The sequence below is a fragment of the uncultured Streptococcus sp. genome, assembly GCF_963528215.1.
Taxonomy (GTDB): Bacteria; Bacillota; Bacilli; order Lactobacillales; family Streptococcaceae; genus Streptococcus.
The window spans coordinates 33476-50788 of sequence record NZ_CAURVL010000006.1 but is presented as its reverse complement, the minus strand read 5'-3'; the positions used below and the strand labels follow the sequence as shown (position 1 = coordinate 50788).

At 43.1% G+C, this 17313-nt stretch carries 13 protein-coding genes; 1 reads left to right on the top strand and 12 read right to left on the bottom strand.

All coding sequences use genetic code 11. From position 1 onward, the window contains the following. Positions 1-25: 25 nt before the first annotated feature. The 6 genes from RWS24_RS03950 to RWS24_RS03925 all read right to left on the bottom strand — a co-directional run bounded on the left by RWS24_RS03950 (position 26) and on the right by RWS24_RS03925 (position 7010). A complete protein-coding gene (locus tag RWS24_RS03950; protein WP_049540661.1) occupies positions 26-931 on the bottom strand; it encodes a DNA-3-methyladenine glycosylase in 906 nt (301 codons plus the stop codon). Between the two features lie 123 nt (positions 932-1054). Continuing rightward, complete coding sequence (locus tag RWS24_RS03945) at positions 1055-1906, bottom strand: VOC family protein (RefSeq protein ID WP_314365617.1); 852 nt, start codon at positions 1904-1906, stop codon at positions 1055-1057. 230 nt (positions 1907-2136) lie between these two features. Beyond that, a complete protein-coding gene (locus tag RWS24_RS03940; protein WP_002912933.1) occupies positions 2137-2586 on the bottom strand; it encodes an Rrf2 family transcriptional regulator in 450 nt (149 codons plus the stop codon). A gap of 55 nt (positions 2587-2641) precedes the next feature. Next, complete coding sequence (locus tag RWS24_RS03935) at positions 2642-3490, bottom strand: metallophosphoesterase family protein (RefSeq protein WP_314365614.1); 849 nt, start codon at positions 3488-3490, stop codon at positions 2642-2644. A gap of 93 nt (positions 3491-3583) precedes the next feature. Then, positions 3584-6307 carry an FtsX-like permease family protein gene (locus tag RWS24_RS03930; protein ID WP_314365611.1) on the bottom strand — a complete coding sequence of 908 codons (2724 nt, stop codon included), beginning with the start codon at positions 6305-6307 and terminating at the stop codon, positions 3584-3586. A gap of 1 nt (position 6308) precedes the next feature. Continuing rightward, on the bottom strand, positions 6309-7010 hold the full coding sequence (locus tag RWS24_RS03925) for an ABC transporter ATP-binding protein (RefSeq protein WP_314365608.1): 702 nt from the start codon (positions 7008-7010) through the stop codon (positions 6309-6311). A 141-nt stretch (positions 7011-7151) separates the two neighbouring features. On the opposite strand from RWS24_RS03925, the gene RWS24_RS03920 reads away from it, so the two are divergent. Next, a complete protein-coding gene (locus RWS24_RS03920) occupies positions 7152-7712 on the top strand; it encodes a TetR/AcrR family transcriptional regulator (protein WP_314365605.1) in 561 nt (186 codons plus the stop codon). Positions 7713-7803: 91 nt separating this feature from the next. Here the strand turns inward: RWS24_RS03920 and RWS24_RS03915 are convergent, their stop codons facing one another. The 6 genes from RWS24_RS03915 to RWS24_RS03890 form a co-directional block, all read right to left on the bottom strand. Beyond that, the gene (locus tag RWS24_RS03915) at positions 7804-9855 is read right to left on the bottom strand and encodes a C69 family dipeptidase (RefSeq protein WP_314365603.1); all 2052 of its coding nucleotides are present in this window, start codon (positions 9853-9855) and stop codon (positions 7804-7806) included. A gap of 124 nt (positions 9856-9979) precedes the next feature. Further along, positions 9980-10801 (bottom strand): PrsW family glutamic-type intramembrane protease, encoded by an 822-nt coding sequence (locus tag RWS24_RS03910; protein WP_314365602.1) that lies wholly within the window; start codon positions 10799-10801, stop codon positions 9980-9982. Further along, positions 10794-12458 carry a C69 family dipeptidase gene (locus RWS24_RS03905; RefSeq protein WP_314365600.1) on the bottom strand — a complete coding sequence of 555 codons (1665 nt, stop codon included), beginning with the start codon at positions 12456-12458 and terminating at the stop codon, positions 10794-10796. The genes RWS24_RS03910 and RWS24_RS03905 overlap by 8 nt, the downstream gene beginning before the upstream one ends. A 402-nt stretch (positions 12459-12860) precedes the next feature. Further along, a complete protein-coding gene (locus RWS24_RS03900) occupies positions 12861-14930 on the bottom strand; it encodes a M13 family metallopeptidase (protein WP_314365599.1) in 2070 nt (689 codons plus the stop codon). A gap of 426 nt (positions 14931-15356) precedes the next feature. Next, positions 15357-16220: an SAM-dependent methyltransferase TehB gene (gene tehB / locus RWS24_RS03895; RefSeq protein WP_314365597.1), complete on the bottom strand. Its 864-nt coding sequence runs from the start codon at positions 16218-16220 to the stop codon at positions 15357-15359. A 249-nt stretch (positions 16221-16469) separates the two neighbouring features. Then, a complete protein-coding gene (locus RWS24_RS03890) occupies positions 16470-17306 on the bottom strand; it encodes an alpha/beta hydrolase (RefSeq protein WP_314365595.1) in 837 nt (278 codons plus the stop codon). Positions 17307-17313: the final 7 nt, after the last annotated feature.

Sequence of the window (17313 nt, the reverse complement as noted above, 5' to 3'; positions counted from 1 at the left end):
TCTTCTCCTTTTCGATGATAATCAACTAATAAAGCAAACGCCAAATATAAAAAACTGCATATGAACACCATGTTCCCCACTCATTTTTTAACTTTAACAGCAATTCCTTAGACGGTTTCTCATCTAAACCAAGTATATAAGATATGCCATTCTGCAATCCAATGTCAGCCATAGGAAAAGCCGATTGGATACGAAAACATCGCATCATCACATAATGAGCCGTCCACGGACCGACACCATAAAGTTTAAGCAGCTCTTTTTCAATTTGCTCAGCTGTATCTAACTTTTGATAATAACTTCTTGAAATGGTGCCCTGATACAAGAGCTTTGATATTGTTTGCAAATATTCTGCTTTTTTACGAGTCATTTGCAACTCCAATAACTCCTCAGCCATACTATTTGCAACCATCTTTGGCTTTGGATAAAGCCAGTAAGTTTCATGGTTATAGTGAAAAGCTTCGCCATATTTCTTGACAAAACGTTCTTTTAGGGTATAAGCATAAGCAAGATTTACCTGCTGTCCTAAAATTCCCCAAGTAATAGCCTCATAAAAATCTGGGACACCAATCAAACGAAGTCCGTAAAATTTCTGAACCAAAGGAGATAAAATATCATCTTCTTGTGCAAACTGATAAAAGTTATCTAACGACTGATCTAAATCCAACCAATCTCTGACAAAATTGCTAATAACTTTTCTAGCCTCAGCAGAAAAAATAGTCTGATTTTCCGCCTGGATACATATCTCTTGAACTTGCTCATTGTAAAAAATCGTACAAAGATAAAATTCATTTTCAACTTTAAACAAGCGCTTAATTCTGTCATTTGCAACTTGGTACATCACTTCCTTTTCCTCTCTTGATAAGTAGGAAATGATTTGTCCCCAGTCAAAGATAGATGACGTTTCTAAATAGATTATATTTTTAGCTAACATTTCTCCACCTTTCTTTTAGTTATTATACCATCATTTTGGAAGCGGAAATATAACAATCTGGCTTTCTCATCAGAAAAACAAAATCCCCTATCTTTAGCAGATGGGGGATGACATCGTATTTAACTATGTGACTTGAAGCTTAGCCACAATTCCATCTGGGTCTGTGACTTCTAGCTCTTGGGAGCTAATCCATCGAACTGGCGCCTGCAAATCCAGAGCATTTTCATAAATTGCTACTAGGTCTTCTTTTCCTTCTACTTGTACCTCAAAATAGACTAGTCCCTGTTGTTTAGGTTGGCGATGATTCAAGTGAGAACCTCCCCATTCATTGACTGCTAAATGGTGATGGTAGTTTCCGGATGCCAGCCAGCTAGCAGAAGGTACAGAAAATTTATCCTCCAAGTCTAGAAGCTTTTGGTAAAAATGACTGGCTGCTCTACTATTTTTCACAGACAGGTGGACATGGCCCATACGAGTACCTGCAGCAATACTAAACGGCTGGACTTCCTGACCTAGTTCATAGATTTCTTGAGCCGCGAGCGCTTCCGTCACTCCGATAATGCGACCATCTTCTCGAATATCCCAATCAGCCTGAGGCTTGTCCCGATAAAGCTCAATGCCGTTGCCTTCTGGGTCCTCCAGATAAATGGCTTCACTATAACCGTGATCCGCTCCTCCGACCATAGGAACTTTATTTTCTGATAAATGCTTAAGGATATCTGCCAAAGCTTGACGGCTTGGAAGCAAGAGTGCCAGATGATAAAGACCGTAAGCCGACTTAACGGACTGCCGGTCACTGGTCGCTAAAAGCCGCACCAACACTTGTCCGTCCCTGCCCAAAGCCACCTCTCCATCCTGCTCTTCCAAAAGTTCCAAGCCTAAAACGCGCTGATAAAAATCCCTTTGTCTTGCTAGGTCAGCCACATAAAGTGCCACCTCTCCTAGATAAATCTTGCTTTGATATTCAAAAGTCATGTACTTTCTCCTCTCTTAAATTTAAAATTTCAGCAGTCCGCCTGCTCCATCTTTTTTTATTTCTCCAAAACAGAGATAGGTTCCTTGATACGGTTTTCCACATCTCTATTTGCTCCGAAGGATTATTCAGATTGTAACTGTTTTTATTACAACTATTAGTATAGCACATTCTAATGTAATGTCAACAATTACATCTCAGAATATTATTCACCAAAAAAACAATCTGCTCACTAGGAAACAGATTGTTCTTTAATTTCTTTTTCGGTTGCTGCGACAACTTCGTCAAGGCTGGTCTGAGCCAATTCAGCTTCCATGGCTGCCTGAATAGCCGCCAATCGATCATCTAAGACATTGTGAATGTTCTTGCCGATAGGACAGTCTGGATTGGGCTTGTCATGAAAGCTAAAGAGCTGTCCGCTCTTGCCCAGACATTCAACCGCGCTATAGACGTCCAACAGGCTAATGTCTTTCAAATCTTTGGCAATCTCTGCTCCTCCAGTCCCACGAGCAACGGTAATCATCCCAGCATTCTTGAGCTGGGACAGGGTCTTACGGATAATAACTGGATTGACGCCAACACTGCCAGCAAGAATATCACTTGTCAGTTTTTGTTTTTTTCCCTCCAAAGCCAGTACAATCAGCATATGAGTGGCAATGGTAAAACGGCTAGAAATCTGCATTTTTCTCCTCCCTCATCATTTTCTCTCACTATTATATCTCAAAAATGGTGTAACTTCAAGAGTTACGACTGGACTTTAAGAAAGCTGCAATCTCATCAGCATACCCTTCCCGCTCACTGATTTCCCGCAGCAGATCATGGTTGTGGGTATGGTGGATCCCATTGACCAAACTCTCCTGATAAATCTCATAATAAGGCAAGTGGAGCTCCCGAGCCAATCTCAGCTCTTGCTCCACATCGTAGGCCACGCGCCTCAGGTCGACATCAGCCAGCCCCGTCTCATCAATCTCTAAAATGGCATACTGGGCTCGCAAGTCCTGACGCAAAGCCGAATCTAGAAAGAATGGCTGACCAATAGAGCCGGGATTGATAATCAACTGGCCCTTAGTCCCGTAGCGGAGAAACTGCTGGTGAATATGACCATAAACAGCAACAGCGCAGTCGTTGCCCTCAAAAAGTCGGTCGAAATCGCTCTGCTCGCCAATATGAATCAGCTCCCGCCCCCAATTCTTATCTGGCAGATGGTGGCTGACCGCAATCTTCAAGCCTTCTACTTCTGTCAAGATTTGCAGAGGAAGTTCCTGCATACGGTCAATCTCTTCTGGCTTGATTTCCTCTAGGACAAAATGACAGAGCCGGGTCAGGTAGAGATGGCTGGGACGTGTCAAGTCTAACTTTTGGTGCAGGGCATGCCAGAGACTGTCTTCCCAATTCCCTCTGACCTGGAGGCTAATAGACAGCTGCTCCATCCTATCTAAGATATTTCTGCGACCGGTTCCTGGCAGGAGCAAGTCCCCCAAAAACCAATAATCTGTCACCTGCTGGTTTTCCGCATCCGCCAGTACTGCTTCCAAGGCTGTGCTATTCCCATGCACATCAGATAATAAGGCAATTTTTCGTGTCATCGTGTGTCTTTCTCTTTCTTTACAAGGAATATTATATCAAAGTTCAAAAAAACTTCCACCCATCAAGTGAGTGAAAGTTTTGAAATGTTTTTTTCAATCGACAGACTTAAGTGCTTCCAGCATATCCACCCGTCTGAGACGGTAGTTGACAAAGAAGCCAAGTAAGGTCAAAATAAGAGTCACTGCAGTTAGAGGAAACAGATAGACGGAGGGACTTACTTGAGGGTTTAAGCTAATAATGCTAGGCGCAACCTTCTCAATCAAAAAACGATGCAAGAAGAAACCACCTAGAAGCCCAACTGCCATCCCGATCACTGAAAGAATAATGGTCTCTCGATAGATATAGAGAGTCACTTCCTTATTATGGAAGCCCAGAACCTTGATAGTGGACAGCTCGCGAATCCGCTCAGCAACATTGATATTGGTCAGATTGTAGAGAATGACAACTGCTAAAAGAACAGAGATCACTACCAAAATAAGCATCGTATTATTAAGAGAATCAGCTAGAACGTTGAACTGCTTCACCATACTAGCATTTTGGGAAACACTCTTGACAGACTTGAGGCTCATAAATTCATTGGCCTTGTCCACAATATTTTTGCTGGAAGAGTCCTTGAGCCTTACTAAATAAGCGTTTTTTTCGGGCTTTTTCCCATAAATTTTCTGGTAGTCAGTTGCCTTCATGAAGGCAAAATGACCAAAATGATTCTCACTGACTGCTGCGAGTTTGACAGACTTGCCATTCAGCTCTATACTGCCACCGGGGCTAACTCCAGCTATGCGGGCCAATTTATCCGAAACGACTACACCATCTTTGAGGGTCAGCTTCTGCTGGTTGTTAGGACTTTCCAGAGAAATAAAAGGTTCAAAATTTTCTTTGTCCGTGACCATCAAAGTGACTGTTTCTGTCTCTTTTCTTCCTTTGTATTTCTCTGTCAAGGTTTCACTATAGATCTCCTGATAATCAGCAATCGAGTCATCTGCCAACATCTTTTTCAGCTTGTCTTGTTCGACTTGATTTTCCCCAGGATTGACAGCAACAATCAAGTCGTATCGCAGAATCTCCTCAAACTGACGCTTGGGAATACCACCAATAGAAGATTGGAGTCCTAGGCCGGCAAAGAGCAGGGCAACAGAACCCGCCACACCAAAGATGGTCATAAACATCCGCTGCTTATAGCGAAAGATATTGCGTGCTGTGACCTTCTGAGTAAAGCTAAGACGTCGCCAGATAAAGGGCAGTCTTTCCAAGAAAATCTTGGAACCCTTGACCGGTGGCTTGGGCAAAAGCAAGTGAGCTGCTTCCTCTGTCAGCTCCCGTCTTGCCACCAAATAGGCAGGGAGAACACTGGATAGAAGGGAAAGCCCAAGGGCCAGTAAACTATAAGAAATATAAAAATATGCATGAGGGGCAGAGAGCACCATCCCTCTGGTAATAATAGAAGAAATCACTCCAGACAAGAAATAATGTCCCAGCAGAATCCCCATGAGGGTACCTAGACTGCCTGCTACCAAACCGTAAAGAGCAAACTTGCGAATGATATCGCGGCTATGATAGCCTAGAGCCTTGAAGACACCTGCATTTGTTCGCTCCTCATCGACAAAGCGAGTCATGGTGGTAAAGGTCACCATAGCTGCCACCAGATAGAGCACCACCGGGAAGATATTACCAATCGACGCAATACTATTCATGGAGTTTTTATACATATGATAGCCATTGCCACCTGGCAGAGACTTGCGGTCATAGCTATGATAGGCAGGCTCTTTCAAACGACTCAGGTCTACCTTAGCGCCAGCTAGCTTGTCCTTGCTAGCTGATAAGTCTTTCTCTGCCTGTGCGAGGTCTGCTTTTTTCTGATTGAGCTGGGACTCAGCTTCCTGAATCTGCTGCCGGCTCTGACTGAGCTGATCGGGAGCTAGGATAGAAGCGGATTGAGCTGCCGCTAGCTGGCTCTTTTGCTGGTCCAGCTGATTCTGAGCTTGCTCTAACTGTTTTTTACCTTGGGTCAGCTCATTCTCGGCCTGACTAATCTTATCTTCACCATCCTGAATGGTACTTTTGGCATCCACCTCTAATCGCTTAAACCGGGCCGCTCCATTATCTTCAAGGCTCTTGTCCAAAGCAGTCTGGTGCTCCTCCAAACGCTCCTGATAACTTGCAGAGAAGGGAGCCAGCTTTTCTAAATCATGATAGCGCAGGCGGGCAATAGTATAAACATCCGAATCAAAGACCTTGGGGCTGACTACAGCATAGGCCGATAAAGCCCCGCTGCCACTAGTCGCATTGCCCAAATTTCTATCAGACCAGAGCTCTGCTGAGTTGACAAAGCCCACGACCTTATAGGTCTTGTTTTTCAGAACTGACGGCCTGCCTGCCTTCTCGGTCAGATCAATCTCCTGACCAAGCTTGTATTTTTTAGACCAAAAGCTAGCTAAGGCAATTTCTTGCTCATTTTTAGGAAGACGGCCTGAGGTCACTTGAAAGTTTGAAATATCCTTAGTATCCGAGAATACTCGTAGGGCCTCCTCGTCTATGGTGACATCTGTCAGATAGCCAAACTCGACATCAGCTCCCTTAATATCTTCCAGCTCTTTCTGATCCGCCTTATCCAAACCATAGTCCGCCATAACAGCCAGGTCCATGGTTCGTTGCTCTGTCAAGTAATCTGTTGCTGTTCTGCGCATATTGGGTGGAGCGACCTTAAGTCCCACGAGAGCTAAAGACCCCAGCATCATGAGGATTAAAATAGATAGGAAACGTCCTTTAGAGCTAGTGAAGGAGCGCAGAATATCTTTCCAATAAATCTTTCTCTTCATATCAATACTCCAATGTACTTATGTCCTGAGGCGATTCATTGACCGTAACACTTTTGACTTTCGCATCGTGCATGCGGATGACCCGGTCAGCAATGGGAGCCAAGGCAGCATTGTGGGTCACAATAATCACCGTCGCCCCTTGATTGCGGGACATTTCCTGTAAGATTTGCAGCACTTGCTTGCCGGTATTGTAGTCCAAAGCTCCTGTCGGTTCATCGCAGAGCAAAATCTTAGGATTTTTTGCCACAGCCCGAGCGATAGACACCCGCTGCTGCTCCCCACCTGATAGCTGAGCAGGAAAGTTATTGAGGCGTTTTTCCAGTCCCACTGCGGTCAGAGCCGCTACTGGATCTTGAGCATCCTTGACAATCTCAGAAGCCAATTCGACATTTTCCTTTGCCGTCAGGTTGGGCACCAGATTGTAAAACTGAAAGACGAAACCTACGTCACTGCGCCGATAGTCCGTCAGCTGATGGGAATTGTAGTCAGCAATATTCTGGCCGTCTATCAGGATATCTCCCTCATCATTAGTATCCATACCGCCTAGGATATTGAGCACGGTAGACTTACCAGCACCTGAAGCGCCTAGGATAATGACCAATTCGCCTTTTTCAATCTCAAAAGAAATATCGTGATTGGCGACTATTTCCGTATCCCCCATCTGATAACGTTTAAAGCTATGTTTCATTTCAATATAAGCCATATCGCTTCTCTCCTTTTCAAACCTCATCTCCTTAAATAGACAAGATGTTGATTCTAAATCACAGATATTATATAATGAGCTTATATAAAAAGCAATAATCAAAAATCAACAAAGTGTTGATTTAAGCAAAAAGGAAGAAAAATGGCCCAGAAACGAAAAACTACTACTAAAGAAGACATCAAAGAAGCCTTAATCCAGCTGCTTTCAGAGGAAAGATTTGATAATATCTCTATCAGCAAGCTCTGCAAACGGGCAGGGATTAATCGCGGCACCTTCTACCTCCACTACCAAGATAAGTATCAGATGGTTGATAGTCTCAAAAGCGAAATTATTTCCCAACTTTCTAGTTATAGCTTGTTTGAAGCGGAGAACGAATATCCCCAAAAGTTAATGATAGCAAAATTTCATATACTGCGTGCCAATGAGCGTCTAATCAATGCCCTGACCAAAAGCCATTATATTGACTTTCGAGAGGCTATTCGGGAGTACATAACCACTATCATTCTGAGTGACAAGCAAGAGACTGCTACCCAGCGTTTTTTAGAGGAGAACTTTCAGATTCCTCCGAAATATGCACTGGAAATCTTCCTATCCAGTGTTGAGGGGATTATTTCTCTTTGGATAGCCGGCGGAGCTCAAGAAGAACCTGAAGAACTCACTGACATAATTTTGACTACTTATAACTATGATTATTTAAGATAAAAGGTTCTAGCTTAAAGGATAGCCTAGACAAGAGTCTTTTTTTCCACTAAGAAAGGCCGAACTGAATGCTCGGCCTTCTTTTTATTTTAGATTAGTTTTTCTTTGTTTTCTTCAAAAGGAAGAAGACTCCTGCTAGTATAATCAAGCCTGCAAGGCCCATGATGGTGACTTGCTCACCTGTTGATGGCAGGTCTTTTTTCTTAGCCTTGACGGACTGCTCATTTCGATACTGCACTTGGTAAACAGAGAAATGATTGGTCGTGAAGCTGATGGTCTGGTTTTGATTAACCGTTACATCAAATTTCTCAACCTGCTTGCCATTTTCATCCAAAGCATAGACGGCATCCACCGGCAGGTCTTTGCGAACTGGAATCGTCACAAGGGTTGGACTGACCTGATGTACCGGCTGACCATTCGGATCGGTCAAGCGAATGTCATAGGTATCTGTCGGCTGATTCTTGCTTTCCAGTTTTTGCACAGACAGCTGAAGACCGGCCTTGACTAAGTCAGCATTTTTCAAGCGAATACCAGTTGCAACATTTACCAAGCTGTCATCTTCTACATTGACTTCCGTCCGGCTATCAGAACTGCTAGAAGTTGCTGAAGAGGAAGAACTTGACGAGCTTTGAGATGACGAAGAGCTGCTAGAATCTTTGCTGGAGCTGGAAGGAGTAGTTTTTGTTGCTTCCTTGATTTTAGCTTCCATTTCAGCTTCTAGATCTTTCATTTCCTTAAAGACTTGCGCTGCTCGAGCCTGTGTTTCCTCTGTAACTTTGGCTGAAGAGTCTGGCAGAGCTGCATTGGCCACATCTAGAGCATTTTGTTCCTCAATAAAGCGGGCTTCCAAAGCCTTCCACTTGTCTTGGACAGAAGTACCAAAGAGGTCCTGATGCTTGGCCGCCATATCGTAGATATGAGATGCTACCCAGTACCAAGAGTCTGGACTGTAGCTAGTTGTGTTGACCTTATAAGCATCGTAAGTATCTGTGATATTACCATTATAAGGCAGGTAAGGTGAGAAGCGCGGGCTGCCTACTGCCAGCCACATAGTGCCTCCGCCCATATTGGCTGGAACGCCGTCTTTGAGCTGGAAGATATGAGCTTCCATAACATTTGGGTTGCCCAACGGATATTTGTAAACAGGATCTGTCGTACCGCGTTGTGGCAGCCCCTTACCGTCCAGCTCCATTTGGTCCAGCGGTTTGAACTGAGTGCCCTCAAAGCGATTGCGCTGCATAGCCATGACATCTGCTACACTGATCTTTCTGTCTGTGGAGTGCATGAGATCAAAGTAAGAGTCATTATAAGACACGGCTGCGTTTGGGTCCAGACTGGTGATACCTGCCCAGGCACGTGAACGATCTGCCTCTGCCATCGGTGGATTGTAGGACTGAGAAATATGGAATTTGCCGTCAATTTCTTTATAAGAGTTAGCCTGCTTAGCTACGTCCTGAACACCCTTTGAGGCAATAACATTTTCTGTATCGTCAAAGTCAACACTGCCCAAGAAGAAAGTATTAGGAAAGACAGCATACTTGTCATCTGGGAATTTAATAGCAACATATTGGTGGCCAGATAGGATTTCCATATACCAGACACCAGTCTTGTCAGCGATAGTGATAATATTCCCCTCTGCTGCTCCTTGCTCTCTGACAATTTGTGCCATCAGCTCCACACCCTGACGGGCTGTCTGAACATGGGGCAGAACGACGGTTGTCAGGATAGACTCTGCCAAGCCATTTTCTACATAAGGATCCACTTTTTGGATGGCATCATTGGCCTTGGCAGAAACAGTCGCAGAAATGGAAACACCGTACTCATTGAAGCCAACCTCGTCAAAAATACCTTGGGATGGGGTCACATCTGATACCGAAGTATACTTGTAGCTTTCTGCCGGCAGGGTCCATTCAAAGCCGTTGGTTTCATCGACCAGCTTGGCACCACTCGCATTGGTCTTTCTCGGATGAACCAGAAAGACCTTATTGTGATTGGGCTCCAAGTCCTCCGTCCGACCGTAAAGCGTCGTGCCGTCTGCAGTCAGGTCTTTCCCGACGATAAATCCTGTGCAGGCTTCGACCACTTGGAAAGGAAAGAGAAAAATGGTCGAAAGAGCTAACAAGGAACGAAACAATATTTTTTTCATAAAAATATCTCCTTTGTTTTTTTGTAAAAAATTACAAAATTAAATACTATATTCAGTATAGCCTTTTACTTCAGGTTTTGCAAGCGATTACAAGTTCTTGTTTTATATATTCCCTGAAAATTATTTAAATTTCTAAATCTGTCTTTTTCTCCTTCAAAACCAGTCGGTAAACTTCTATAAAAGTAGCAACGAGAAAGGCAAATAAGAATCCGACAACAATGTTAATCCGATGCTCTGTTTCGAAGAAAGGAGAGTTCCAAATAAAGTGATTAGCAACTGTTGATACGACGCACCAGAGACCAAAGAGACGGTATTTCTTGTAAGCCGTGGAGAAGAGAAGATAAACCCCAACGGTCACCACTGCTGTATAGAGAGTATGTGAAGCCAATCCGCCAGCAATTCTGCCAACTGCTTCTAAGGAACCACTATATTGTCCTCCGAAAGTCACTCTGGATACATAAGCAATATCCTCAATGACTTGAAAGCCAAAGCCTGAACTCAGCCCAGCGATTAAGACTGACTGAATATCCTTGCGCCCCAAAATGTAGAGAGCGGCAAAAGCTGTCAGAGACTTGAAAAATTCCTCTGCAAAAGGAGCTGTCAGTGCATTGGTCCAATCATTGAAAACAGCAGGGTCTTTGATAAAGTTAGAGTTAATAATATCAATCAAACTATTGCCTGCAAAACTGAGCCAGCCAGAGATAAAGGCACCTCCAAAGAGGGCTGTCCCTAGAACGATCGTCTCAACCGATAACTTCTTGGCAAGTTTTTTAATCAAGAAATAGAAAGGCAGGAAAAAGGCAGCCAAAACAGCTAAGTTCAGAACCAAGTCGCGGCCAGCTTCTAAGGTGACATCCTTCTCTGCCATGCTCCCAAGCTCAAACTGCAAGCCGATACCAGCTAGGACTAAGTAGATATAGAGAGCAATTCTTCTTGTTTTATTCATGACTGTCTGCTCCTTTTCTATTTTTTCCTTTGACAAGATAAATCGCTATTCCAATGACAGTCAGCACAAAGATGCCTCCGGCAATAGCAATATCGTAGTCAAAATCTTCTAGACGAATTGTCTCCTCTGTGTCAGAGTCCTCTGACTCCTCAATCTCTTCTAAAGCACTTGTACCATATTCAGCCACGACCTTATCCTCAGCAATTTTCTGGATTTCCTTGAGGCGCTTAAAGACTGAATCCGCTCGCTCCATAGAATCTTTTGTTGCTTTCAGACTGGCTTGTTCTGGCTGTTCAGATAGACTAATCTGATCGTTGTCATGAGCTGGCTGTTCCTCCATCCATTGGCTTTCCATACGCTCAATTTCACTGCGAATAGAATCATCTTCAAATAGTTCTGGATATTTTGCAACCAAATCATTGATGCGGCTAACAGTCCAATACCAGGAATTCTCATTGTAGGCTGTACTCATTTCTTGATAAGGCTGAGAGGTATTGCTGATGTTGCCATAGTAAGGGAGGTAGGGTGCATTTCGCGGACTTCCCATGGCCAGCCAGAGAATTCCCCCGCCAGTATTGGCAGGTAAATTATCCTTGAGCTGGAAGATGTGAGCCTCCATGACATTTGGATTGGAGATAGGATACTTATAAACTGGGTCTGCTTTGGTTTTATCAGGAATCCCTTTCCCATCCAACTCCATCTGATCTTGCGGTTTGAAGTCTGTTCCTTCCAAGCGATTGCGCTGCAAGTTCATCGCATCACGCAGACTAAGCTTTTCGCTGGTTGAGTGCATGAGTTCAAAGTATTCATCATCATATTGCACATCTGCATTGGGATCCAGCGCCTTGATACCAGACCAAACCCGAGAGCGGTCAGCTTCAGCCAGCGGCGGATTATAGGATTGAGCCACATGGAAGCTCCCATTGATTTCCTTATAGGTGCCAGCATCCTGCGCTATTTTTTCAAGATCAGCTGATAAGATGGTGTTTTCACTATCATTCTTGTCTACATTGCCTAGGAAAAATGTATTAGGAAAAACAGCGTATTTGTCATCTGGAAACTTGATGGCAGCGTATTGGTGGCCAGAAAGGATTTCCATATACCATACACCCGTCTTGTCAGCAATCGTCACGATATTGCCTTCGGCCGCACCTTTTTCTCTAACAATTTTGGCTAGTAGTTCTACTCCTTCTTTGGCTGTTTTCACATGAGGCAGGACTACAGAAGTTAAAGCTGATTCAGCGATACCGTCCTTAACATAAGGGTCTACTTTTTGAATATCATCATTGGCACTAGCTGAGACTGTCGCAGAGATAGAAACGCCTTCCTCATTAAAACCAGCCTCATCGAAAACTCCCTGCTCTGGTGTCACATCCGGTACCGCCGTATACTTGTAGCTAACAGCCGGCAAATCAAAGCTAAAGCCGTTGGTCTCATCTACAAATTTATCACCAGCCTTGTTATACTTACGCTCCCGTACCACAAAATTCTTGTTGTGGTTGGGCTCCAGGTCCTCTGTTCGACCATAGAGAGTCGAACCATCCGTCGTCAAATCCTTGCCGATAATAAATCCGGTACAGGCTGAGACAGCCTGAAAAGGGAAGAGTGTAAGAAGCATCAAGGCTGGAATAGCCCAACTGAAAAATTTCTTTTTCATCAGTTTCTCCTTTGTATATTAATTGATAAAATATTTATCGCATATTTAGTATACTATTCTCTTACTACGGTTGCAAGCGTTTCCAAAATCTCTTATACCGCCTAAAATGAATAAATTCCCCTAGGAAAAAATTACTCTAGCTCTATACCTAGCAGCCCCACCAAACCTCTTGTATAAATTTCCATAGATGTATATCAAGCTGTATAAAAATTTTTTTGTAAAAGAAAAAAGCCAGATAAAATCTGACTTTAAAGACACGTGGCTGCGGAGGCACAACCCGCAGCCGAGCATGTGTCGCAGGAAAGAATGGATAGGAGAAAAAGAACAAACTTCTCTCCTATTACCAAACTGGTTGTGCTTCATAGCTTAGATTATTTTAGCGTCTTCTCTAGACAAGCCATCTTACCATACGCTGACTCGCTTATCTGGAGCCAGATACATGGCATCACCTTCTTTGATTTCTGGATATGTCTCATAGAAGGCCTCTACATTTTTGAGTTGCTGGTTGACCCGCAGTTCGGACGGAGCATGGACATCGACTTTCAGGAGAAGCTGATTGAATTGCAGACTTGCCTTGCTTCTCCAGATATTGGCATAGTTTTCAAAGTAATTCTTCAAGTCTGCATCTGGATATTTCTTTTTAACGACTTCTAGAGTAGCTGAAAGTCCACCCGCATCGGCTACATTTTCTGTTACCGTAAGTTTGCCATTGACCTTGCCGCCGTAGATTTCAATACCATCCCACTGCTTGGTAACAGCTTCAATTTTCTTGTCAAAAGCTTTCTTATCTGCTTCTGTCCACCAATTGTTCAAATTCCCCTCTTCATCAAAGTTTGCACCGTTTGAGTCGAAGGCGTGAGTAATCTCATGACCAATAACCATACCGATACCGCCGTAGTTCTTTTCCATCTCTTGCTTAACATCAAAGAATGGATTCTGCAGGATTGCGGCTGGGAAGTTGATACTGTTATTTTCCTGTGAGTAGTAAGCGTTGATATCATAGGAAGGCATGACCCACTCGTCCTTGTCTACTGGCTCAGAGAAGTGCTCAACATCATATTGATTCTTTGCCTGACTCAAAGCAATTGCATTTTCAAAGAAGGATTTTTTATCATCCACTTTCAAGGCCTTAGTCACTTCGCGAACTTTTTCAGGATAGCCGATATAGAGTTTCATAGTATCCAGCTTCTTGACTGCCTTCTGTTTGGTTTCTTCTGATAGCCATTCGTTTTTCAGCATACGTTCCCGATAGACTTCCTTGATATCCTTGACCATTTGGGTCACTTCTTGCTTGGCTTCCTCACCGAAATATTTACGTCCATAGTAAAGACTGAAGACATCTGAAAAAGTTCCTGTTGTCAGATTGTATGCTGCATCTTCTTTTGAAGTTGCTTCCTTAGTTCCTTGCAAGGATTTTTGGTACTCTGCGAAAATCAGCCGATAGTCATCGGTTAGAAAACTAGATGCTGATGCTGCCTGCTTCACAAGCATCCAAGATTTGAGCTTGGCAAAGTTCTTGTCGTTGACTACTTTGGCAAAATTTTCATAATACTTAGGGTTAGGTACATTGACATCACCAGATTCCTGACCTAGATAGTCATTGATAATATCGTGAAACTTAAAGGTATCAGAGTAAGCATTGATGTCTTCTGCCGTCTTAGGATGGTGAAGATTTTTAATTTCCGAAGTTTCTTCATTGCTTTGGGCATACTTGGCCAGTTCTCCATCAAATTCTAAGGCTTCTTTGGCAATCTTTTCGCTCTCTTTTTCACTGTATCCCAGCTTTTTCAAGGCTTCTTTGAATGCTTTTTCCAGCGGATCCATCATCCTTTTCTTAGCACCTTCATCTTCATAATAGCTCTTATCCGGCAGCATAAGACTTGGACTGGACAGATTCACTTGTTTCTGATTAGTATTTTCTAGGTTAGAACTGATTTCAAAGGTAAACGGCAGAGCCAAACCGCGTTTTTCCCAGTCAACAGCCTTGCCAGCTAGGTCCTTTAGATCGGACAAGTCTTCAATTTCCTTGAGATAGGACTTGAGAGGATCTAAGCCATCCTTTTCCCGCTGCTTGAAGTCAGTAGCCTGCTGGTAGTATTTAATAAACTCGGGCATGCCTTCAATCGTTGACTCTTCTTTACCAGAGACTAGATTTTTGACATCCGCCTTCATCTTATCCTTGACCTGCTCGTTCAGTTCATAAAACACACCGTTAGACGGCTGATCGCTAGGAATCTCTGCCTTTTCCAACCATTTTTTATTGATGGCTTGATAGTAATTGGTCCTCACTGTGGCATTCTTATCGATCGGTGTCTCCTGAGGGACAAAGGTCTTATAAGCCCAGTAGCCACCGGCAGCTAAGATTAGGCCGGTCACAGTCAACGTAGAAGTTAGAATGATTTTCGTTCTTTTCTTCATGAGTTCCTCCTTGTATATTAAGTAAAATATAATTGACTTTTTTATTTTACTCATTTACTTTAACATATTCTTTTTTCCTCGTCAACAGAAAACTGAAGGTCTGGAAAAATTTGCCGCAAGAGGAGAGAATAAGGCCTTTCAGTCTGCTTTTAAAAGTGATCTGGTCTAGAGTCACACTTAAAGAAAAACTAAAGTTTTCTACCAGCTGTCCTGTTGCTTACAGCTCTTTTCTCTCCCCCTTGCACTTTCTAGTATAGCCTCCAAACTTCAGATATTTCTAAAGAAATTCTAAAATATTTCTAAAGTTTTTTACTAAAATAAAAAAAGACTGAGACAAAAATGCCTCAGTCTAGTTTTATTCTGTTCAAAAAATATTGAGGCTGAGACATTTTAAATTATCTCCCAGACCTTTTAAACCAGAACCTCAAAATAAGTGAGCCAAGCTAAATTTTAAAAAATTTGGTTCTTTCCTACTGTCTCCTACTGAACCTTTTTAGCCAGCATCGTCGCAAAGCGCAGCTGAATTCGATTGCCGTTTTCATCCCGGCGATGGAGGTGACCAGGATTTTCATTGTACTTAACCAGCTCCCAGTCTTTATAATAGTCAGCCAGCTCGCCTTCCTTAAAAGTAAAAGGAAAGGGAAGAGAGCATGGGAAGTCTTCTGTATCCATAGCACAGACGATGAGATTGTAGCCACCAAGCGCTGTATGCTCTTGCATATTTCGGATAATATCCGGAATCCGCTCCGCCTGTAGGAACATAAGTACAACAGTGGAAACAATCAAATCATAAGTCTGGGTTAGACTAGCTGAGTTGATATCGTAGCTACCCACTGGCAGATCTAAATCCTCCTGCTCCACAATGCTGCGTAAGATTTCCAGTGCCAGCTCATTCTGATCTACAGCCGTCACTTCAAAGCCCTGCTTGGCCAGAAAGAGAGCATTGCGGCCTTGACCACAGCCCAAATCAAGCGCCCGCCCTGGTCGGACTGTCTGCAGGGCTTCCAAAACCTCTGAGTGCACTGGATTGCTTCCGTATTTCTTAGGGAAGTAATCCTCAGGCCGACAGTAAAACTCCAAATACCACTCCAAATCATCTGTCAGAGCTTCGACCCGATGCCAAGCTTGGGGCTGGGCAAAAGGATTGTCCTGACCAGCCTCAAAGATGTGCTCAGCCAGCTCCTCACCCTCCTCTGACATCTCGACAAACTTAAGCCGTCCCTTGAGAACAGTGATTTTGCCCCAAGTTCCCTCTTTGGTATTGTGCTTTCTCTTTACCGCTTCTGGCATTGTCTCGGCCGTCCACAGCGGCATGCGTTTATAGGCTAGCAATTCTTCTGTCATAAAAAATCCTTTCTCTGAAAGCCAAGCTCCGAATAATTTAACTGTCTTTATCATACTCGAAAAGCACAGACTTGACAAGTGGCAAAGTGGTCAGAACTTTTCTGTTTAGTAAATTTGACAATAAACAATTTAAGACAGCTACTGTAGATGAAAATCACTAATATAAAACTAAAAAAGACCGGTCACCCAGTCTTTCATCTTGTATGAAAGTTGCTATGTCCTTTTTTTAACCCTACCATTTTGACTATTTTATGCTGCTAAAAACCTCAACAATTCCTTTGAGAATTCATCCGCATATTGGAAAATAGAACCATGTCCAGCATTTGGATAGATAAGAAGTTTGCTGCCTTCTACCTTTTCATGCATAGCATAAGAATTTTCTGTTGGGACTTGCATATCCTTATCACCATTCACAATTAAGGTTGGTTGATTGATATATTTCAGATCGTCTTGTGGAGCTTGGCCCCAAGCCTTGATTGCCTTGAGCTGCGTTAAGAAACCAGAAATTTTCATGTCTTTGTCCTTAAATTGCTCAGTCCGCGCGCCCATACGATCTAAAACTTTCAAAGCTTCTACTTTACCTTGCTCATCATGATTGTAAAAAATATAGCGTTTTGGGTCAATACGCTCAAGGGCAGCTTTAAACATATATTTGAATGTTTTTCCGGTAACCTTATCCATTTCAAATCCACCTCGAGGACCAGTTCCTGCCAAAATAAGAGAATTAACCAAATCAGAATCCATACGAACTATTTCTTGAGCAATCATACCGCCCATAGACAGTCCTAAAAGGTTGATACGATTGTAACCTAAATCACTTATAATGGCAATGGTTTGCTCTGCCATGCCTGGGATAGTCGTTGCAACTTTTCCCTGACTTGCCCCAACACCTGGTAGGTCTAAGACAAGGACATGATGCTCTTTCGCAATCAAATCTAAAAGTTTTGGATCCCAATTGTCCAAGGTCGCAGCCAAGTGAACTAACATAACAAGCGGAAAGTCAGACTTACCCTTGCTAAGTTCACGATAGGCAATTTGATTGCCAGCAACAGTAATGTATTGATTTTTTGTTGTAATGTAAGACATAAACTTC